The organism is Variovorax nitratireducens, assembly GCF_051216545.1.
Classification (GTDB): Bacteria; Pseudomonadota; Gammaproteobacteria; order Burkholderiales; family Burkholderiaceae_C; genus Variovorax.
Genome location: NZ_JBPJZO010000002.1, coordinates 801608 through 822799, shown reverse-complemented (window position 1 = coordinate 822799; position 21192 = coordinate 801608). Strand labels below are relative to the sequence as shown.

The 21192-nt window shown below is 69.5% G+C and carries 14 protein-coding genes; all 14 read right to left on the bottom strand.

Annotated elements, in window-relative coordinates; genetic code table 11:
* Positions 1–57: 57 nt before the first annotated feature.
* The 14 genes from tssH to ACSFA8_RS09055 all read right to left on the bottom strand — a co-directional run bounded on the left by tssH (position 58) and on the right by ACSFA8_RS09055 (position 21192).
* Positions 58–2835 (bottom strand): type VI secretion system ATPase TssH, encoded by a 2778-nt coding sequence (tssH, locus tag ACSFA8_RS09120; RefSeq protein ID WP_435479161.1) that lies wholly within the window; start codon positions 2833–2835, stop codon positions 58–60.
* Between the two features lie 49 nt (positions 2836–2884).
* On the bottom strand, positions 2885–3970 hold the full coding sequence (gene tssG, locus ACSFA8_RS09115; RefSeq protein WP_435479160.1) for a type VI secretion system baseplate subunit TssG: 1086 nt from the start codon (positions 3968–3970) through the stop codon (positions 2885–2887).
* Complete coding sequence (tssF, locus tag ACSFA8_RS09110; RefSeq protein WP_435479159.1) at positions 3946–5838, bottom strand: type VI secretion system baseplate subunit TssF; 1893 nt, start codon at positions 5836–5838, stop codon at positions 3946–3948. The genes tssG and tssF overlap by 25 nt, the downstream gene beginning before the upstream one ends.
* Positions 5839–5859: 21 nt before the next feature.
* Positions 5860–6378 (bottom strand): type VI secretion system baseplate subunit TssE, encoded by a 519-nt coding sequence (gene tssE / locus ACSFA8_RS09105; protein ID WP_435479158.1) that lies wholly within the window; start codon positions 6376–6378, stop codon positions 5860–5862.
* Positions 6371–7177 carry a type VI secretion system accessory protein TagJ gene (locus ACSFA8_RS09100; protein ID WP_435479157.1) on the bottom strand — a complete coding sequence of 269 codons (807 nt, stop codon included), beginning with the start codon at positions 7175–7177 and terminating at the stop codon, positions 6371–6373. The genes tssE and ACSFA8_RS09100 overlap by 8 nt, the downstream gene beginning before the upstream one ends.
* An 18-nt stretch (positions 7178–7195) precedes the next feature.
* Positions 7196–7762, bottom strand: a complete 567-nt coding sequence (locus ACSFA8_RS09095) for a type VI secretion system tube protein Hcp (protein ID WP_435479156.1) — start codon at positions 7760–7762, stop codon at positions 7196–7198.
* Between the two features lie 44 nt (positions 7763–7806).
* A complete protein-coding gene (locus tag ACSFA8_RS09090) occupies positions 7807–9801 on the bottom strand; it encodes a caspase family protein (protein WP_435479155.1) in 1995 nt (664 codons plus the stop codon).
* Positions 9798–10910 (bottom strand): hypothetical protein, encoded by a 1113-nt coding sequence (locus ACSFA8_RS09085; RefSeq protein WP_435479154.1) that lies wholly within the window; start codon positions 10908–10910, stop codon positions 9798–9800. Before ACSFA8_RS09085 ends, ACSFA8_RS09090 begins: the two co-directional genes overlap by 4 nt.
* 28 nt (positions 10911–10938) lie before the next feature.
* Entirely contained in the window at positions 10939–11703 is a 765-nt protein-coding gene (locus ACSFA8_RS09080) for a hypothetical protein (RefSeq protein ID WP_435479153.1), read from the bottom strand.
* A 409-nt stretch (positions 11704–12112) separates the two neighbouring features.
* Positions 12113–13696, bottom strand: a complete 1584-nt coding sequence (gene mltA / locus ACSFA8_RS09075; protein ID WP_435479152.1) for a murein transglycosylase A — start codon at positions 13694–13696, stop codon at positions 12113–12115.
* A 69-nt stretch (positions 13697–13765) separates the two neighbouring features.
* A complete protein-coding gene (locus ACSFA8_RS09070) occupies positions 13766–15553 on the bottom strand; it encodes a serine/threonine protein kinase (protein WP_435479151.1) in 1788 nt (595 codons plus the stop codon).
* Positions 15550–16155: a type VI secretion system-associated protein TagF gene (gene tagF, locus ACSFA8_RS09065; RefSeq protein WP_435479150.1), complete on the bottom strand. Its 606-nt coding sequence runs from the start codon at positions 16153–16155 to the stop codon at positions 15550–15552. The genes ACSFA8_RS09070 and tagF overlap by 4 nt, the downstream gene beginning before the upstream one ends.
* 118 nt (positions 16156–16273) lie before the next feature.
* Positions 16274–19870, bottom strand: coding sequence for a type VI secretion system membrane subunit TssM (gene tssM, locus ACSFA8_RS09060; protein ID WP_435479149.1), 3597 nt, complete (start codon positions 19868–19870; stop codon positions 16274–16276).
* Positions 19867–21192, bottom strand: coding sequence for a DotU family type VI secretion system protein (locus ACSFA8_RS09055; RefSeq protein ID WP_435479148.1), 1326 nt, complete (start codon positions 21190–21192; stop codon positions 19867–19869). Before ACSFA8_RS09055 ends, tssM begins: the two co-directional genes overlap by 4 nt.

Sequence of the window (21192 nt, the reverse complement as noted above, 5' to 3'; positions counted from 1 at the left end):
GCGAGGGGGTTGGCGGAGCGACACGAAGTGCGCGAAGACTGGGGGAGTGTGTCATTGCTAGTCGAAGGCGTAGGTGAAGTCGGCGTCCTTCACGTCGAGCGCGACGCGCTTGATCTCGCCGCCGGCGGCGAGCCGCTGCAGGTACTCCACCGAGATCGTCGGCAGCACCGTGTTGGTCAGGATCGCGTCGATCGCGCGGCCGCCCGACTCCACGTCGTTGCAGCGCGCCACCACCTGCTTGACGACCGCCTCGGTGTATTCGAACGGCACGCCATGGTTCTGCGCCACGCGCTTCTGGATGCGGCCGAGCTGCAGGCGCACGATCATCGCCATCATCTCGGGCGACAGCGGGTAGTACGGAATGGTGACGATGCGGCCCAGCAGCGCAGGCGGAAACACCTTCATGAGCGGCGCCTTCAGCGCTTCGCTCAACGCGGCCGGATCGGGCAGCAACTCGGGGTCGCGGCACATGCTCATGACGAGCTCGCTGCCGGCGTTGGTGGTGAGCAGGATGATCGTGTTCTTGAAGTCGATCATGCGGCCCTCGCCGTCTTCCATCCAGCCCTTGTCGAACACCTGGAAGAAGATTTCGTGCACGTCTGGGTGCGCCTTCTCGACCTCGTCGAGCAGCACCACCGAGTAGGGCCGGCGCCGCACCGCTTCGGTCAGGATGCCGCCCTCGCCGTAACCCACGTAGCCGGGCGGCGCGCCCTTGAGCGTGGAGACGGTGTGCGCCTCCTGGAACTCGCTCATGTTGATGGTGATGATGTTCTGCTCGCCACCGTACAGCGCCTCGGCCAGCGCCAGCGCGGTCTCGGTCTTGCCGACGCCGGAGGTGCCGCAGAGCATGAACACGCCGATCGGCTTGCCCGGGTTGTCGAGCCGCGCACGCGAGGTTTGAATGCGGCGCGCGATCATCTCGAGGCCGTGCTTCTGGCCGATCACGCGCTGGTTGAGCGTGTCGGCGAGCTTGAGCACCGCTTCGACCTCGTTTTTCACCATGCGGCCGACCGGAATACCGGTCCAGTCCGCGACGACCGAGGCGACAGCCTGCTCATCGACCGAGGGCAGGATCAGCGGCGACTCGCCCTGCACTGCATGGATCTTTGCTTGCAGTTCGTGCAGCTCCGTCAGCAGCGTCGCACGGTCTTCACTCCCTCCCCCGCCGGGGGAGGGTTGGGGTGGGGGCACGACGGCGCTGGCATCGCTGTCGGCCTTCGATGCGCCGCTGCCCCCACCCCCGCCCTCCCCCGGAGGGGGAGGGAGTGAAGCGTCCACCGGCTTGTTGCCCGCGCGCAATTTGCTGCGCAATTCGAGCAGCCGGTCCACCAGGCCTTTTTCTTCCTGCCAGCGCGCGTTGAGCTTTTCCAGTGCGGCACCGGATTCGGTCAGCAGCCCCGCCACCTGTGCGGCGCGCTTGGTGACATCGATGCCGATCGCTTCCTCGCGGCCGATGATCTCCTGCTCGACCTTGAGCCCTTCGATGCGGCGCATGCAGTCTTCCACCTCGGGCGGCGTCGCGTGCTGCGACACGGCGACGCGTGCGCAGGCGGTATCGAGCAGGCTCACCGCCTTGTCGGGCAACTGGCGCGCAGGGATGTAGCGGTGCGACAGCTTGACGGCCGCTTCGATCGCCTCGTCGAGCAGTTGCACGCGGTGGTGTTTCTCGAGCACGCTGGCCACGCCGCGCAGCATCAGGATGGCCTTCACTTCATCGGGCTCGGGCACCTGAACGACCTGGAAGCGCCGCGTCAGCGCCGGGTCTTTCTCGATGTACTTCTTGTACTCGGCCCAGGTCGTGGCGCCGATGGTGCGCAGGTTGCCGCGTGCCAGCGCGGGCTTCAGCAGGTTGGCCGCATCGCCGGTGCCGGCCGCGCCACCGGCGCCGACCAGCGTGTGGATCTCGTCGATGAACAGGATGATCGGCGTCGGCGAGCTCTGCACCTCGTCGATCACCTGGCGCAGCCGCTGCTCGAACTCGCCCTTCATGCTGGCGCCGGCCTGCAGCAGGCCGATGTCGAGCGTGAGCAGCTTCACGTCTTTGAGTTGCGGCGGCACATCGCCGCGCGCCAGGCGCTGCGCGAAGCCTTCCACCACCGCGGTCTTGCCGACGCCTGCCTCACCCGTCAACAGCGGGTTGTTCTGGCGGCGCCGCATCAGGATGTCGACGATCTGGCGGATTTCCTCGTCCCGCCCGGTCACCGGATCCATCTCCCCCTTCTTCGCCTTCTCCGTGAGGTCGACAGCAAATTTCTTGAGCGCATCGCCCTTGCCCATGGCGGCCGGCGCCATCGCGCCGCTGTCTTCGCCGGGCGCGCCCGAGCCCATGCCGGTGCCGTCCTGCGCGCGCATCTGCGCTTCGGGCGAGACATCGCAGATCTTCGTGAAGTTGTCGGCCAGGTCTTCGACCTTGACCTTCTCGAACTGCTTCGACAGGCCGAACAGCGGGTTGCGCAGGCTCTGCGTCTTGAGCATGCCGACCAGCAAGTAGCCGGTGCGCACCTGGGCCTCGCCGAACTGCAGCGTGGCGTAGGTCCAGGCCCGCTCGATCGCGTTCTCGATGTGCGGCGAGAAGTCGCTGATGGCGGTGGCGCCGCGCGGCAGCTTGTCGAGCGCGGCCGTCATGTCCTTGGCGATGGCCGAGATGTCGAGGCCGTAGTGCTGGATCACGCGGTGCAGGTCGGAGTCCTGCGCCTGCAGCAGCTGGGCGAACCAGTGTTCGAGTTCCACGTACGGATTGCCGCGCATCTTGCAGAACACCGTGGCGCCCTCGATCGCCTTGTAGGCCAGCGAATTGAGCTTGCCGAACAGGGCGGTGCGACTGATTTCACTCATGAGGATCTCCGTATGGTCTTAGAACGATTCAAGGCGCTCTGGATTGAAATCAATGAACCGCTTTCGTCGCATGCGCCGTATGCGCCGTGTGTGCCCCATGCGGCTGACTGCCGACGCGCACGTCGGCCGCATCGCGCCGGCGCGAGCGCTCGCCGAGCCATGACACCCAGCCGAGCCGCGGCGCGTTGCCCTTGTGCTGGCCGAGCCGCGTCGGCGGCACCTGCTGCGTTTCGAGGATCAGTTCCGCGTCCCATTCGAGTTCGTCGCCGAGCAGTTGCTGCATCCAGCGCTGCAGCACCGGCCGCGCCGACCCGATCGGCAGGAACAGGTGATAGCGTTCGAGCGACAGCGGCCCGAGATGCAGCCGCACGCGGTGCTGCCGATCCCACACCTTCCGGCCCAGCATCGCGCCCAGGCCCAGCGTGCGCGAACGGGTGCCGCGCCCGAGCCGCGTGAGCTCGCCGACAGGCACCTGCATCCAGTGCCCGACCCAGGGCTCCAGCCGCACCGGCACGCCGAAGTAGCCGCACAGTACCGACTCGACGCTCTCGGCGTTGTGCACGCGGCGCGCAAGGTGGCCCGAGAAATGAAGGCGCGCATCGTCGTGGATCTCGTCGCGCCCGTTGCGCGCCGCGGTGCCGATGCCGACCAGCGCGCCGATCTGCAGACGGAACGCGTCTTCGCCCGGCCGGTCCAACGCTACGGCCGGGCGCGAGACGGCCCAGGCCCGGTAGAAGTGCAGCGAAAAGCGGTGCAGGAAGGTATCGAGGAACGCGAGCCAGGTCGGGTCGCCGTGGTTCAGGCTGCGCTCGCGGATGAAGTCGCTCAGGTGCACCGGCAACGGGCCGTTGGGCCCGATGTAGCTGAAGAAATGCTGGCGCAGCCGCGGCGGCGAAACCGCGGTGGCGGGCTCGAAGCGGCTGAAGCTCGCGGGTGCGAACGAGAGCGACGGCTCCTGTCCCACCCGCACTGGCTCGGCGCTGGGCAGCAGTGCGCGGCCCCAGCGCGGCGTCGATCCCGCGATCGATTCGAGGCGGCGCATCACCGCGAAGTAGTCGTAGGCCCAGGCCCGCGGCGCCCACTCTTCGAGGCTGCCGCCGACACGCGCGGCTACAGAATCGGGCGTGTCCCGCACAGCGGCCTCCAGCGCATCGACTCGCCCTTGCCGGCCACCGTCAGCACGGTCTCGACGAAGTGGTTGACCTCCACGTGACGCGCCAGGTAGCGCGCCATCACGGCGCCGAACAGGAAGGCGCTGTGGCCGTGAAAGGCATTGCGATCCACTTCGAGCGTGACTTCGAGGCCGCGGCCGAAAGCGATCGGGCCGGCCAGCGGCAGCCGCCGCACCACGGGCTTGGCGCTGACCGACAGAAGGCCGCGCACCTGGCTCTGGCGCACCTCGTCGGCATGCACCGCATAGAGCATCAGCATCTCGCGCAGCGCGGCGGCGCCCTCGCGCGCATTGCTGTCGGCCAACGAGAGGTAGTTGAGCGCCAGGTGGTCGATCGCGCGCCAGCCCAGGCCGTTGCTGACCACCGGCGACACCGGCCGCGATGGCCCGCGCACCATGCGCACGCGCTGAACCGGAAAGGAATCGACGCAGTCGAAGTCGTTCTCGCGGCCCAGCGGCATCAACAGCGGCAGGTCGCGGTTGGTGCAGAGCGCCGTCACGGCGAGCTGGCGCAGGCTGGCCGAATAGGGGGCCTGCTGCGGATCGACGATCTGCATGTAGACCTCGGATCCGATGTGGCTGCTGCGATGGCCTTCGGTGCGCTGCTTGACCGACAGCGTGCGCGGCTCGCGCGTGGTCGTGAAGTAGGCCGGGTGGCTGTGGCGGCTGCCGTGGAACGCCGCGTAGAAGGGATGGAACGGCTGCTCCTGCACCGCCTCGCCGGCGGCGGGCGCGCCGTGGCCGACCACCTCGGTCACGGTATGGATCTCGAAGTCCTGCGGCCGGGTCCGATCGGGCACCAGGTGGAACTGGCTCACGCCCTCGCTCACCGGCACCCGGTCGATCCGCTTGCTGAACAGGTTGATGGCTGGCACGCAGTTGAGCTGCACGCTGTCGGCATTCACCAGCTTCTCGAGCGCCGCATCGCCGCGCGAGAACAGCACGACGATCTCGACCTCGGCGACCGCCATGCCGGCCAGTGCCCCGCGCAGGCCTTCGATGCGCGCGAACTGGAAGCGCTGCGGAAACGCAAAGTATTCCTGCACCAGCCGATGGCCCGAGAAGCCGGTGGCGGTGGCCGGCAGCAGCGCCTCGTCTTCCTCGAATCCGACCGGCTGGATCGCGCTCGCCGGCAGGGTCTTGACCGACCCCGCCAGCACGCCGGTGGGCGACAGCGGCTGCACCATGACGCCGATGGGCTGGCCCAGCATGCATTCGCAAAGCTGCCAGGCCACGTCATCTGCACCGCCGAAATGCAGCAGCAGTTCGTCCATCGGAATCTGGTCGAAGGTGAGCCCCGCGGTGGCGCGCAGCGCGATGCGCAACCCGCCGCGGATCTCGCGCGACTGCGGGTGCTGGTTCAACGGCAGGTCGGGCGCATAGCTGAAGTACTGCGCCCGCAGCACCTCGATCGGCCAGACCCGGAGCGCGCGCGCGGTGCGGAACTCGCAATGGGTGTTCTGTCCGACCGCCTGGCGCGCCCGCAGGCCACTGCCACGCGGCAACGTGGGGCCGAGCGCGAGGTTGGCATCGCCGGTATCGGGCACGCACTGCACCACCAGCATGGCCGGTGTCGGCGCCATGAAGTTCGGGTAGACGATGTCGAGCAGGTGCCCGGTGAAGCGCGGGAACTCGGCGTCGAGCTTGAGGCCGACACGGGCCGACAGGAACGCGGTGGCCTCGATCAGCCGTTCGACATACGGGTCGGCGACCTCCTGGCCCTCGATGCCGAGCCGGTGCGCGATCTTCGGAAAGGCGCGCGCAAACTCCGACGTGCTCTCGCGGAAATAGCGCAGCTCCTGTTCGTACAGGTTCAGCAGGCGGGGATCCATGGCAATGCGCGGAGCCGGCGCTTATCGCGGGCTCGGATGTGCCATGTCCTCGATCTCGATGCGGCCCTCTTCCAGATCGATCCGGCTTCGCATCAGGAACTCCAGTGGGACGGGCTGCGCCCAGAGCATGCCTCGAATCTGCAGGCCGATGCAGTTGTGGGAATCAAGAGCCGAGCCTTCCATGACGAGTTCAACTTCGAGTGTGCGGGGCAGGATGCGCGGCTCGAACTGCAGAATCGCGTTCTTCAAAGCCTGTTCCATGCTGACACGCTGCACGCTGGACGTGAACTGGCCGGACAGCATAGGCAATCCGTAGTTGAGTACCGAGCGCGCGGCATTCGGGTGGCGCTTGTCGTCCATCGCCAGCCCGTAGCCGGTGGCATTGAACAACCAGCTCAGGTCGCGCAGCACGGCCTGGCGTAGTGCCTGCTTCGTGAGCGTTCGCTTGTCGTCGCTTTCGCGCTGCTCGCCGGGCGCATGGTCGACCAGCCGGTCGAGCAGCGAGGGCTGCAGGCGCTCCTGCGCGGTGAGCTCAGCCATCGCTGCGCTCGCCTGCGGTGAAGACGATCTCGCGCACGTCCATCAGCGCGTACTCGCCCGCGTCGCTGCCCAGCACGCGCTGCCCAAGGCCCGCCCAGACCTCGGGCCGCAGCTCGCGCCACACGGTCTTGCGTGCCAGCAGCAGCTCGCCATCGGTGCTTTGCTCGGTGCCCTGGTAGCGGGTCGGAATCAGCGCCAGCGATTCGCCGCCGTTCTCGAACTGCAGGTGCGCCGGCAGCCACACGCAGTCGCGCAGGTCTTCCGGCGGATCGACCTTCACGTGGGCCAGCCGGGCATAGGGAATCCAGTAGTACTTGCCGTTGACGAAAGCTTCGAGCACCGGCCCGAGCCGCATGTCGGCATCGGCCAGCCATTCGAACGGCGTGCCGTCGATCGTGCCGGCCGTGGCCGGTGCGGCGTCGAAGGCGCGCTGCCGCAGGTCTTCGGCCATGGCCGCCTCGCCGCGGCCCTGGCGCAACAGCGACTCGATCAGCAGCGCGAGCCATTCGTCGGGCTGGCCGAACACCATCGGCGTGCGCGTGCCGGCGAACACTTCGGCACGCAGCCCCTCGCAGCGAACCGCGTCGCCATAGACCTGCTTCATCGGCACCGCGAGCGCGTCGAGTTCGGCGGCCACCGTCAGCTGGTTGAGCGCGCGCGGCCACTGGCCCAGCACGCACAGCAGCTGCGCCAGAAAGACGCGGTGCTTGCTGTCGGCAGGCTTGGCGCGCACTTCGTCGCTGAGGGCCTTGAGGGCGCCGGCGACGTCGCCGGCCTTGAGGAGTTCGGAACTGGTCATCGCGCGGCCTCTTTCGCTTCAGCTCGGTGTCGGCGTCATCGTGCACTCGCGCACGGCTCCGCGTGCACCCGTGGATGTCTGCGGCGAAGAGCGCAGCGTGATCTCGCGGTAGTTGACGGCGAGGATCTCGCTCATCGTCGACAGCGGGCCGCCGGTGGTCAGGAACTGGCCGGTGATCTGCGCGTCTTGCAGCTGAACCTCGAACATCGGCTGGGTGTCGGTCGCGGTCTCGTCGCCGCCCGCGCGAAACGCGCTGATGCAGACCGTCAGCCCGCCCGTCCTGGCATGCACCAGGCTCGCGAGCGAAGCGGTCGCCGAATCGATGCGGCGCACCACGTACAGAGGCTGGAAGGTGCGCGCGCCCGTGCTGCCGGCCGCGCCGCGCATGGCAAGGCCCCACGAGTAGCCGCAGATGTTCAGGCGCGACTTGCCGTCCGCAAACTGGCGCGTGCTTTCGCCGACCACCGTGGTGCCGCTGCGGTCGACCAGCATGACCAGGTCATTGGCCGCGAAGCCGCTTTGCGCGAGATCCAGCATGCGCAGTTGCTCGTCGGGATCCCAGAAACCGTCGCTGTTGAATGACATGTGAACTCCAAACAGTCAAAACCCGGACCGGCATTGCGCCCGGCTTACCGCGCCGTGGCGGCGTCACCGCCGCCCCAGCGCACCATGGCGGCAAATACCTGCCGCTGCTCCTCGGCCCGCAACTGCCCGCGAACCCGGAAATCGGAAATGGCGTCCTGCTGCGGCCCGGCGCCGAACAGGCGCGGCCCGCTGTAGGCGGCGGCCGGCGCCGCCAGCACCAGCAGGCGGCTGCCGGGCGCATCGAACCACGGCAGTTCGAAGCGCTTGGCGGCGGGCTGCTCGCGCGTGCCCTGCTCGAAGCGGTTGGTCTCGCCGAGGTCGCCCGGATAGACCGGGCGCACGGTGCCGCCCGCGTCGATGCCAACGATGACCAGGTTCAGCGATTGCCCGCTGCCATTGCGCACGCTGAGCACGGCGCGTTCGCCGGCGCGCAGCGGCATGGCGCCGGTGTCGGCGCGCTGCGCCGCCTCGCCGCGCACCAGCCGGTCGCCTTGCCAGACCTCGAAGCGCGCTTCGAAGCCGTCGAACTGCGCGCCGCTGGCCAGCGCCTGCAGCCGCCCGAACCACTTGAGCCGGGCCAGCGTTTCGAGCCGGCGCCGCGCCGCGGCAGCATCGGCGATCACGGCCGGTGCGTTGGCGCCGCCCAGGTCGGGCGACAGCACTTCGAGCCGCTGGCCGGCAGCGCCGAGATCGACCCAGCGCACATCGGCCTGGGCCCGTGCGTCGGTCGCGATGATCGAGGCCGGGTACTCCAGGCTGAGGCCGGCCGGCAGCGGTGCTTCGGCCAGCACGCGCAGCGCCAGCGACGACGGCTCGGCGAGCGGCGAGATGCGCCACAAAGTGCTGGCGGGGAGCGCACGCAGGCTGTCGGGCAGGCCGACCTGCGCATGCGCCAGGCCGAGCTGTGACAGTTGGGCCGGCGCGGCGCGCACGGTTCCGTCTTCCAGCGTGGCGAGCACGCGCACCGGCTGCTGCGGCACCAGCCCGTCGAGTTGGCCGATCGCGAGCGTCAGCACGCCGCCTGCGCGCTGGGCCCGCCACACCGGCCGGGTCGACAGCGCGCCCGCGCTGTTCTCGAACAGCGGTGCGTCGAGGTTGCCCTCGGCTACCGGCGAAGGCAGCTCGCGCGTGGGAAAGCGTTGCGCAAGCTCGTCGATCACCGGTGGATAGACGGCCAGCACGCCATCGAACAGCTCGCGCCATGTCGCCGGCCCGCGCTGCAGCGCTTCGGCCACGGCCCAGGTCAACAGGCCTTGCGGCCGGGCGTTGCGGCTCTGGCGCGGCAGTCGCAGTTCAGGCGTGACCTGGTGGCTCTCGGAGGCGAAGAACGCCACGTAGCGCGCGCGTGCCGTGGCGCGTGCCGCAGGCGCCGCAAGGGTCGAAGCCGGCGGCTCGCCAGCCACGCTGCGAAGCTGCGCAGCCCGCACGCCGCGCCAGCGCACTTCGTCCTGCTGCGGCCCTTCCGCCGTTGCAGGCGCGGCCGCCGCACCCCGCGTCATGGAGGTGGCGGAACAGGTGTCGAACACCGACCAGACGAACACGTTGCGCGCCAGGAAGGCTTGCACCCAGCCGTCGAAGTCGACATCGCGCACGCCACCGGCCAGCGCCACGTCGGTGCCGACAGTGCCGCGCACGTCGCGCGCGAGAAAGTTCTCGGCCAGGCCATCGGGCTCCTGGTAGCGCTTGCCTGCATCGCGCAGCCGCGTGCCGTGGCCCGAAAAATAGAGCAGCACGAAATCGCCGCTCTTCGACTGTTCCAGCAGCCGGCCGAGCGCCTCGTGAATGCGTTGGGCATCGGGCAGCGCGGCGCCGCTCACGCCATCGGCCAGCACCGTGATCTCGGCCGCGCCGAAGCCCTGCTTCAGCAGCACCTCGCGCATCAGCGTCACGTCGTTGCGCGGGGCCTGCAGCCAGAGCGCCTGCGGCTGGTTGACCAGCTCCGACACGCCGACCAGCAGCGCGCGTTGCGTCGACCACGCCGGCAGCGCCGCTGCGAGCAGCAGCACGGCACCGAACCAGCGTGGCAGGCGCAACATCATCGCGCTCCGGTCGGTTCGGCCGGCCGCACCGACGCGACCAGCGGCGAGGCTTCGAGCATGGCGCGGGCGGCCGGCGCGTCGGCTGCGCGCAACCGCCATGCGCCCTGCGCATCGGGACTGCCCACCGGCTCCGCGGACGCCAGGCGCAACAGACGGCCGGCATCCTCGAGGCCGACGCCGGGCTTCCAGAGCACGACCAGTTCGGCCGGTGTCACAGCGGGCACGACCGGCACCGAGCGGAAGCGCACCTCCTCGTCGTCGGCGCCGCGGTTCAGCAAGCCGATGTTCTGCACCACCACCACGAGCGCCAGCACCGCGAAGGCCGGGCGCACCAGCCGGTCGGCGGCCAGCCAGCGGCGCAGTTGCGCGCCCCATCCGTTTCCGGCGTTGGCCTGCGTCGCCGCGGCCGGGCCGGGTGCAGCCGGCGCCGCCTGCAGCGACGCGCCGAGGTGCGCTGCGGCATCGCGGTAAAGCGCCTGGTAGTCGGCACGCGGGTCGCCGGGGCCGAGCGGCGTGCCCGACAGCACCGTGAACACGCCGCCCGCGGTGCGCAGTGCGATCTGCCCCGGCGCTGGATCGATCGCGAGCGTTTGCTGCGCCATCCATTCGTCGTGCACCGCGCGGATCGCAGCGAGCCGCGTGGCCGAGAGTTCGCCGAGCACGCGCGCGCAGAGTTGTGGCGCCGGCGTGAGCGTCAGCGGGTTCCATGCCTGCACCATGCCGAACAGCGGCTCGAAGGGCTCGTCGCCTGGTTCGAGCAGCACGTCGAAGGCGCCGGCCCAGTCGGCTTCGCCGGCTGCCATCCAGCCCTGCCAGCGGTCGCCGCCGATGCATTTGTCGAGCAGCACGCCGAGCAGGCGGCCCTCGTGCACCAGGCTCACCAGGCGGCCTGGTGCCCAGCGCGCCGGGAACGCCCGCTGGGCCACGGCTTCGCGGCGCCGGGCCAGTTCGGTCAGCGGCAGCAGCAGGTCTTGCGCTGCGCGGTGCGGGGCCGCGTCGCTGTCGGTGCCGCGGGGTGGCGCGACAAGTTGCTGTTCGGGCGCAGCGGCCGGGCCGGGCTCGAACGCGGCGCGGATGAGGCTGAGGGGAGGCCAGAGTTCGGTGTGCATGGCGGGTATGTCCTGAATGGCTATGTCTTCAGGCATAAGACGCTTCAGCACCGAGGATTTTGAAAACCTGCAGGATCGCGCCCATGTTGTCGGCCTCGATCGCGATGCCCAGCGTCCCGGTGATCCACTGGCCCAGCGTGGTGCGCGCGTAGTCCGCGGGCAGCCCTTCGCGCTTGTGCACGAGGCCGAGCCGCCCAGCGCGGTAGTGGTACGACGCAATCGAATGGCGCGATGCCACGCCCGACAGCCCGCCGGCCGCTTCGCGCCCGAAGCCCTCGCACAGCAGGATGCGTTCGGGCTCGGGCAAGGCGGCAATGAAGGCGCGCGCCGCGAACTGCACCGAGGCGCCGCTCAGCCCGTGTTCTGCCAGTGCATCGAGCGCGTCCTCGTCGGCGCCGAGCCGGTCTTCGAGTTGTGCCTCGGTGATCTGGTCGCCGATCGAGAGTTTGCGGCGGAAGCTGCTGGCCCGGGTGCAATCGATGAGGTAGCGCCGGAAGTACGCGCACAGCGCAAAGCTGCTGGACGGTGCGCTGTGGTTGCTGCGCTCCCGGTCCGGCGCCTCGTCGGCCTCGTCGGGGTCGGCGTCGAGCCGCAGCACCTTGACGTAGATGAACTGGGCCACCAGTTCCTGGCGCCCCTCGCCCAGCACGTGGAGTTCGGGTGGGTTGCAGGCCTTGAGCGCGCTGCCGACGATGCCGTACATGCGCCCCATCTCGTCCGGTGCGAGGGTCTGCCGGCGACGCCAGAGGCCCACCAGTTCGACGCTTTGTTCGGAGGAGAGGGTTTCCTGCATGGCTCAAACCCTGCGTTGCGCGTGGCTTGCATTGCTGCATGCGGGGGGCGTCGGTTCGGGGCGAAGGCGCTGGGAGCGAAGGCGCTCTGGACGAAGGCGTTCGGGGGGCGTGCACAGGGCACCGGGTACTCCCCTCCGCGAATGTCCCCCGGCTTCGCCTCCTCCTTTATTTCGCTGCGGGGAGCACCCGATGCCCTGTGCACGAGAGACGCAGCTGTCGTGCCGGCCGATGAACGACCGCTCTGATGGATCACGCCGATGGCGTGCTCTGCGCAGCGAAATAAAGGAGGAGGCCGCAGGCCGGGGGACATTCGCGGAGCAGAGTACGCCGTCGGCGTGATCCCACCCCCGGTGACCCCAGCGCCCCGAACGCCCGAAACCACGCAGGCCAAAAAAGCGCGTCTTCATCCTAGTCATCGACGCACTGGCCTTCGACGGGAACCAGGCACTGCGGCAGATCGGCGCCCACCGCACCACCGCGGGTACGGATCGACGAGGTCGCAGCCGCCGCCACGGCAAGGCCGCGCGGCAGCAGGATCCAGAGCTGGCCGCGCTCCTTCATGCGCCGCGCCTGGGTTGCTGCCTGGATGCCGTTGCCGAAGAAATAGTCGGCCCGCACCGCGCCGCGGATGGCGCCGCCCGTGTCCTGCGCAATCGTGAGGCGCTGCATCGGGGCACCGGTGCCGGGCGCACGCGTCGAGACGAACACGGGGTAGCCGAGCGGCGTGCTGCGCGGATCGACCGCGATCGAGCGCCCCGCCGAGAGCGGCACGCCGAAGGCGCCGACCGGCCCGCCCGTGCCGGCGACGGACTCCTTGAAAAACACATAGCTCGGATCCGTGATGCCCGACCCGATGACCGGCCCCGCAATGCGCCGGCCCGGCACCATCACCGCCCCGCTGGCGATCGGCCGCGCCAGCGTGAAGCCGCGCACCCGGATCCCCGCCACGCTGTCGTCGACCTCGTCATCGTCCACTTCGAGCTCGATCGCACCGCCCCGGGTACGCACCTGGCTGGCCGGCTTGCCGGACTTGTTCTGCGCCAGCGTCGGACGGAAGGGCTGGCCGTTCTGTTCCGCATAGGCGACGCGGATGACCTCGCCGCTCGGCAGGCGAATGCGGCCCGAACCCTGGATCTGCATTTCGTAGAGCGCCGTGGCGCTGTCGACGAAGGCAAGCACCTTGGCATTGGGCGCGCCCTTGGTCTCGATCTCTTCCCGCGTGTAGTAGGGCAGCAGTTGCCGGCCTTCGGCGCGCAGGCGCACCCTGCGGTCCAGCGTGTCACGCGTGATGCTCGACATGTTGAGCGCGTAGAGGCCCGGTGCGCCCATGTCGCGGGTGCTGAGGCCTGCCTGAACGACCACCTCGCGGCCCTGCACGCGCGCCGCCACGGTGCCGCTGCCGGCCGGCAGCTTGCGTGCGTCGACGAACAGCATGTCCTCCGGCTGGCCATACACCGGGTAGATGTACGGGGCCTGGTAGGTTCGGCTGCCGTTGATCTCGGGCTCGAAGTAGCCGGTGACGACGCCATCGGGCTTGCGATCGTCGTCCCGGATCTGGTAGGCCGAGAACTCGCTTTCGAAGAAGTTGCGGATGGCTGTGCTGTTTTTGGCATCGATCCTGCTGGCCCGGTCGCACACCGACTTCCACTCGGCGCCACGGGTGATCAGCACCTTGCAGCTTCCGAGAAACGCAGGCCAGCCCTCGGTGAAATCGTCGCGGCTCCAGCCGGGTACCGTGCTGAAGCCGACCGCCGTGTAGGTGGCCAGCTGGGTCGAGAAGGTGCGCGCCTGGCCGGCCACGCTGGCAGCGCCGGGGCCCGATGCAGGTGGCCGCTGTGCCTCGGTGCTCGCCGGCGCCGGAGCCGCCGCTGCAGTCGCCGCCGGAGGGGGTGCCGCCGGTGGTGCCACGGCGCATCCGGCCAGCCAGGTCGCTGCCACCGCCACGGCGGCCCAGCGGGCGGGGGGCGGAAAGCGGTGCGACAGTGTGTTCATGGGGTGCTCCTGATCCTGAGAGAAAAAGGGCCCAGGCATCGATGCAGGGGGCCGATGCTCCAAAGACGATTACTTCTCGGTGATTTTGAAAAACCCGACGCCATAGACGTCGTTGCACGGCGCGCCCGCGGCACACACCGGTTTGCCGAGCAGCGGCGGCGGGCCGTTGCCTCGGGCGACTTCGAGCGCCGCCAGCACCGGCAGGGGAAACTGCGGGAACACGCCGTCGTTCTGGATGCCGGAGCCGCTGAAATCGCGCTCGTGCTCGCTCACCAGCACAGCGAACTGGTTGGTGCCGGCCGGCCCGCCCGCATCCATCGGCCAGGAGGCGCGCGGCAATGCGATCGGGCTGTTGGCCGTGACCTTGTTGTACTTGTCGAGCAGGTTCGGAAACAACAGGAACAACTCGCCACCGCTCGACAGAAGGTAGACATAGGCAAAGCCGTCGCGCTTGCTGCGCACCTCGAAGGCGAGCTTGTCCTTGCCGATGCTGACCTCGGCCTTGCGCGGCGTGCCTGTCACGTCGAAACCGGGGGCGGCACCGGTCGCCAGCGACTGCATCGACTCGGATGGCGTCCTGGCGACCGGCGCAGGAGGAGGCGGCGGCGGCGCCTGCACCACCGGCGTTTCGGTCGGGGGCTGCGGCGCCACGGCCACGGATGGCTTGTCTGCCGGCGTGCCGCCCTGCTGCGACCACCACCAGCCACCGCCACCCAGCACGACCAGCCCGAGCACGCTGGCCAATGCGATGGCCTTGCCCTTGCCGGGCGCAGGCGCGGGTGAAGACGGGGGCGGCGCCGCAGATGGCGCGCTGCGTGCGGCGGCCTGGCCGGCGAGCGGAGAGGCGGCGTGCACGGTGCGGGCCGGGATCACGGTCTGCGCACCGTCGAGCCCGAGCATGGCGCGCAGCTCGGCCATCGACTGGGGGCGCGATTCGGGCCGCACGCCGAGGCCGGCGTCGATGGCAGAGAGCAGTTGCAGGCTGTAGCGCTGGCGCAGCACTTCGTTGTGGGCGAGCGGCGCATAGCTGTCGGACAGCAGGCGCGCAACCGAGGGCGGCGGCGCCCGCCCGCTGACCGCCACGTGCATCACCGCCGCCAGCGCGTACACGTCGGTCCAGGCACCTTGCGACATGTCCGGCATTTCGGCGTACTGCTCGATGGGTGCGTAGCCGGGCTTCAGGATGACGGTGATGGCCTGGGTCTTGTCGGTGATCACGCGCCGCGCGGCACCGAAGTCGAGCACCACCGGACGGCCCGAGCCTTCGAGCAGGATGATGTTGTCGGGCGCGATGTCGCGGTGATAGCAGTTCGCGCCATGCATCACGGCCAGCGCCTGCGTCACGCCGTCCATGATGCGCAGCAGCCAGCCTTCGTCGACGCCGCCCGGAATAGCGGCGAGCGCCTGGCGCAGCGTGTCGCCGCGGTAGAACGGCATCACCATGTAGGTGGTGCCGCGCTCCTGCCAGAAGCGATACACCTTGAGCAGCGAGGGATGGTCGAACTGCGCCAGCAGCCGGGCCTCGTTGATGAAGCTGCGCATGCCGAGGTCGAAGGTTTCGCGCTGGCGCTCCGACAGCGGCACCACGGTGCCGTCGAACTGCCGCGTCGAGAGCGACACCGGCAGGTACTCCTTGATCGCGACCACCCGTTCGAGCGTATGGTCCCACGCCTCGTACACCGCGCCGAAGCCGCCCTGCCCGACCAGGCTGGTGACTTCGAATTCCGCGAGCCGGCTGCCCGGCGGCAGCACGCCGGCTTCAGACGAGCCGCTGGCGACCGCGGCAGGACGGCGCGTCACGACCTGGGTGCGGTCTTCCGGCTCCGGCGTTGGGGTGGCATCGGGTGCGTCGGTCACGCGCCCTCCTGGTTCGATACGACGGCAAAGCCGAACAGCGCGTCGAACTGATGATCCCGCGGCAGGCCCGACGCCGTCATCCGCAGCCCGATGGAGGTAGCGGGCTCGGTGTACCAGTGCGACTGGCCGGCGAGCGGCAGGTGCACCGGTTCGGCACTGTCCGGCGCAGCCGCCCCGTTATGGAAGATGCGGGCGAGCAAGGCCTCGAACCCCACCGCGTCGAGGTCTTGCTCCAGCCCCTCCAGCGCGGCCCGCGCGGCCCGTGCCCACCAGTGTTGCAGCAGCACGTTCGCGTCATCGGGCGGCGTACCGGTCGGGAACTCGAGCTCGACGGCCAGCGTGAAAGGAAAGTAGCGGCCCACGCCGTCGACCGAAGGCATCAGCACGCCGAGCCAGGCGCGCGGGCCTGCCACCTGCTCGCCGAGCACGAAGAACCACAGCGGCCCTTCGAGGTAGCGCTCGACCCAGTCCTCGTGGCGCTCGCGCAGCTTCGTGAGGCCGCTCTGCAGCCACGCGTCCCATTGCGTGCGAAAGGCTTCAGGCAGGCGCCGATGCGCGAAATCACCAATCCCCGGCAGCTTGCCGAACCACCCAGGCGTCATGGGCACACCCCCAGTCTTCGCGCACTTCGTGTCGCTTCGCCAACCCCCTTGCAGGGGGCAACACCAGCGGCCCGGCAAAGCCGGTTCCGCGGTGTTTCTGGCAAAGAGGTCCTCTTCATCACAGCCCCTCCGGGCATGTGAAATCGCGCAGTTCTTTGAGGCGGATCGGGTGCTGCACGCTGTTGGTCGTGACCTCGAAGCGGGTGCGGCGCGCGCCGACCTGGAAGGTGATGAAGAACTTCTCGGGTGCGTCGCCGGCTTCGAGCTGGCCGTCGTCGAGCGTGCGGAACAGTGCCCACGGCCCGTCGACCGCCGAACCCGACGGCCCCGAAGTGGATGGCGGGCTGACGGTGACGCGCACCTGGTTGCTGCCCTTGGGGCCCGGCCACTGCACCGCCATCGGCACCACCGGACCGTGCGCGTACTTCACCAGCTGGCCGTCGACGTCGAGGATGAACTGGGTGATGCTGGCGTCCATCTCGACCGGCTTGAAGTCGAGCCGCATCGCCGGCCCGCGGCCGCCGCCGCGGAAGAAGATGTCCTTGATGCGCGCGGCGCGCTCGAACTGCGCCAGCGCCGCCACGTTGACGGCGGCGCGCTCGGCCACCGGCTTGTAGCGCCAAGGCCGCGTGCTGGTGTCGACCAGCGCCGCGAGCCGCTTCTGGAAGAACTCATCCATCATGCCGCCGGGGCCGAAGAACTGGCCGAAGTCCTCGGGCAGCACATCGCGCTTGCTGCCCAGCACGAACGGATAGCGGCCCGCGATAGCGCGGGTGCAGAACTCGGTCACCGGCCGGAGGTCCTGGCTCAGGTTGCCGCGCTCGGCCACCTGCGCCTGCGCCGCGCCCGACTGGCTCAGGTTCTCGACCATCGAGCGCACCGGCTCGGGCAGCCGTCCGGCGTCGGACTTGAGCTTGCCGGCCACGTCGCCGGGCGGCGGCGAGGTGCGGCCCTTGACCGCGGTGTCGACCGCCGTGAGGTAGACATACACCTCGTTGAAGAGCTTGAGCGCGTCGTCGATCGGTGCCGGCCCGTTGGGCGTGGGCGCGGTCACGAGCTGGCGCAATGCCGCGAAACGGTCGTCGACGATGCTCTCGATGCGCTTGCCCGTCGCCACCGGTTTGTTGGGATCGCCGCCGAACAGGTCTTCGAGCCCCTTGCGGGTGTTGCGCACGGTTTCGCTGGCCTTGCTCACCACGTCCTTGGTGGCCTCGGCCGGGATCAGCGTGGTCTCCTTGACGGCCGCGCGCAGGAAGCTCGAGAGCGGCGAACCACTGCCGGAAAGGATGCGCGCGGTTTCGATGTTCTTTTCGAGCCCGCCACCGCGCACCAGCCGCACATCGGCCAGCAGTGTTTCCCAGACCTTCACGTACTCCTCGAGGTAGAGCCTGCGCACCCGATCGGTCAATGCGCCGAGCGCGGCCACATCGCGCAGCCGATCGGCGGCGTTGCGATCCTGGCCCAGCACCCACGGGTCTTCCTGCGCGAGCAGCGGCGTGAGCACCGCCACCTCGGTCTGGAAGCGCTTGTGATAACCGTCGTAGGTGAACATGCCCGGCACGCCTTCGGCCAGCGGCTTGCCGCTGATGCGTTCGAACACCAGCGGGCCCGCGGGGCCGGCCGCTGTGGCCACGCTGAACGCCGGGATGTCCTTGCCGAGGCGCTGGCGCTTGAGCCGGCTGAACACGCGCTGCTCCAGCGGATAGCTTGCGAGCACGGCGCGCACGCTGCGCACCAGGTTCTCGTCCATCTTCAACGGCGAGCGCGGCGGGCCTTGCGCGATCAGCACGTCGAGCTGGTCTTCGAGCAGCTTGCGCTGGTCTTCCGGCACGCCGCGGTCCAGGCTGCGGGCCCAGTCGAGCGTGATCCAGGCCTTCAGCGCCTCGGGGTCGAAGCGCTCGGGCTGGTGCAGCATCAGGTAGGTCTTGAGCGCCTCGTAGCTGAACTCGAGGTTGTCTTTCTGGGCCGTGCGCAACTGGTCTTCGATGCGCTTGGCGAGCTGCGGCAGGAAGGCATCGTTGAGCGCGCGCTGGTGCGCCAGCATGGCCGCCGCATCGAGCTTGTCGCCCTGGTAGAGGCCCAGCGTCATCGACAGCGGCGCATCGCCATTGTCGTTCTCGGGCGCCTTCCAGATGTTGCGCAGGCTCTGCAGCACCGGCGCCACTTCGACCAGGTTCTGCACCCGCGCCGGCAAGGCCGCGAGATTCTGGCGCGCCGGCTCGACCCTGGCTTCGACCGCCTTGAGGTATTCCAGGTTGCGCCAGCTGCCGTAGCCCCAGCCGGCCAGCACCGCGACCGTGAGCAGGGTCATGGCCGCGACGCCGGCGAAGCGCAGCGTGTTGCGGCGCCGCTCCAGCTTGACGTCGGCACCGGCCAGGCGCTGCTCGGGAAACACCACGTCCTTCAGCAGCTGGGTGAGGAAGTAGCTGCGGCCGCTGCCCTTTTGCGGCGGGAGCATCGCGCGCTCGAGCCCGAAGCTGCGCGCGAGGCTGCCCATGACGCGGTCGATCGGGCTGCCCTCCTGCGTGCCGCTGGTGAAGTACACGCCCCGCACCCAGGGCGGCTGCGCGAAGCGCGAGCCGGTGAACACCTGGTCGAGCAGGTCGGACAGCAGCGGGCCGACCGAGGCGAACTGCGCCGGAAAGCCGAAGATCGCGGCGCGGCGCGTGCCGTCGCTCTCGTGCTGCATGCGGTCGATCAGGCCGCTGTTGACGCGCTCGTGCAGCAGGCCGAACTCGCGCTGGAACGCAGCGCCGACGCCTTTCTCGTCGACCTGCACGCCTTCTTCGGGCGGCAGCGTGAAGCCGAACACCTGCGCGCGCTGCTCCTTGCCGAGATCGTCGAAGTATTCGGTGAAGCCGTACAGCAGGTCGCTCTTGGTCACCAGCACATAGACCGGCAGCCGCGTGGTGAGCTTGGCATCGAGTTCGAGCAGGCGCGCGCGGATCGAGGCCGCGAGCGTGGTGCGCGCCTCCGGGCCCTGGCTCAAGAGATCCGCGACGCTGACCGTGAGAAACACGCCATTGAGCGGCCGGCGCGGACGCGACTTTTTCAGCAGCCCGAGGAAGCCTTCCCAGGCGCTCTTGTCTTCGGACTGGTGGCTGTCCTGTGTGGTGTAGCGGCCGGCGGTGTCGATCAGCACGGCTTCGTCGGTGAACCACCAGTCGCAGTTGCGCGTGCCGCCGACGCCGCGGATCGCACCGGGGCCGAACTTGTCGGCCAGCGGGAACGTGAGGCCCGAGTTGACCAGCGCGGTGGTCTTCCCTGCGCCCGGTGCGCCGATGAACACATACCAGGGCAGGTCGTAGAGGTAGCTGCCGCCCGAGAGCGAAAGCCAGTCGCGCCAGCCCGGCTTGCGGCCGGCCGCATGCAGCCGCATCTTCTTGAGCGTGGCCACCGCTTCGCTGAAACGGGTGTTGAGCACCTTCTGCTCGCCGTTGTCCGGGGCATCGGTCTTCACCGTCGGGGCGCGCATCAGTCCATCAGTGAGGTGCTGGCTGGCGCGGCGCGCGCGCCAACGGCGCAGCACCGCGCGCAACACCACCAGCAGCACGATCGCGCCGATCAGCACGGCGCGCCAGAGTTCGCTTTCGAGCGGTGCCAGTGTGCCGATGCGGATCAGCGGGCCGACCCACCAGACCAGCAGGCCGACGACGATGAGGGCCAGCAGCGTGAGGAGCAGCGGATGGAACAACCATCCGAAGATCTTCTTCATCGCTTCACCTCCCCGAGTTCGGCCGCGACACGGTCGGGCGGACTCAGCAGCACGATGTCGACGCGCCGGTTGCGCGCGCGGTTGGCCGGCGTGTCGTTGGCGGCGACGGGCTCGGCATCGGCCTTGCCGTCGGCGCGCATGCGGGCCGGATCGACCTGGCTCGTGAGCGCTGTCTTCACCGCGTCGGCACGCGCCGCCGACAGATGCCAGTTCGATGGAAAGCGCAGCGAGCGGATCGGCTGGTTGTCGGAGTGGCCGGTGATCAGCACCTCGCCCTTGACCTCGGCCAGCGCCTGGCCGATGCGCTTGAGCACCGGCAGCGACTGCGGCATCGGCTCGGCGCTGCCGGAGCCGAAGAAGGAATCGCCGCGCAGCCGCACCACGCTGCGGTCGGCTTCGTCGGTGACCGTCACCAGGCCCTGCCTGACTTCAGGCTCCAGAAACTTCGCGAGCCGAGGCGCCCTGGCCAGTTGGGCCGGGGGCGCGATCTGGAGGTTGGGCACGCGCAGCGACGACACGGCGGCATAGGTGGTGTCGGAGCGGTTGTTGAGCGAGATGCGCAGCCCGAACCACACCAGCGCGAGCAGCAACGCAAACGCCGCCGCAAAGACCCACAGCGGCAAGGCATGCCGCAGTCGGGTGGTGCCCGCGCCCTGCCCGCGCCAGTGCGGCGACAGGTCGGCCTCGCGCGGCGGGCGATCCTTGCGGATCAGGTCGGCCAGGCGCTGGCGCACCGTGTCGAGCTGGGCCCGGCCGTTGTCGACAACGCGGTAGCGGCCTTCGAAGCCGAGCCCGAGCACGCAGTAGATAAGTTCGAGCAGCTGGCGGTGCGTGGGTACGTCCTGCGCAAGCTTGGCCAGCAGCTGGAACACCTTTTCGCCGCCCCAGGTCTCGTTGTGGAACTGCACCAGCAGGCTCTGCTTGTTCCAGCCGGCCTGTACGCCCCAGGGCGTGTTGGCAACGGCTTCGTCGACCGCGGTGCAGAGCACGTAGCGCGCGGCCAGCACGGTTTCGTTCGACGCGCCGGCGCGGCGCGCTGCGGCATCGAACTGGTTGACCGCCTCAGCCGTCGATGCGCGCAGCGCCGGCACGTTGGGCGACTGCACCAGCGTGCGCAGCCGAGCCGTCAGCGCCAGCAACTTGCCCGCCGCCGACACCAGCGGATTGAGCAACCCGAGTTCGCCGATGTCGACCTGCGGCAGATCGCCGCCGCCCGAAGGCAGCGGCGCCGGCGCGCCCGGCGTCTGCCCCGGCGCACGCGGCTTGGGCTTGATGACGGTCCGCTCGGACTCGAAGGCGGCAAACGGATCAGGAGTGGTCAT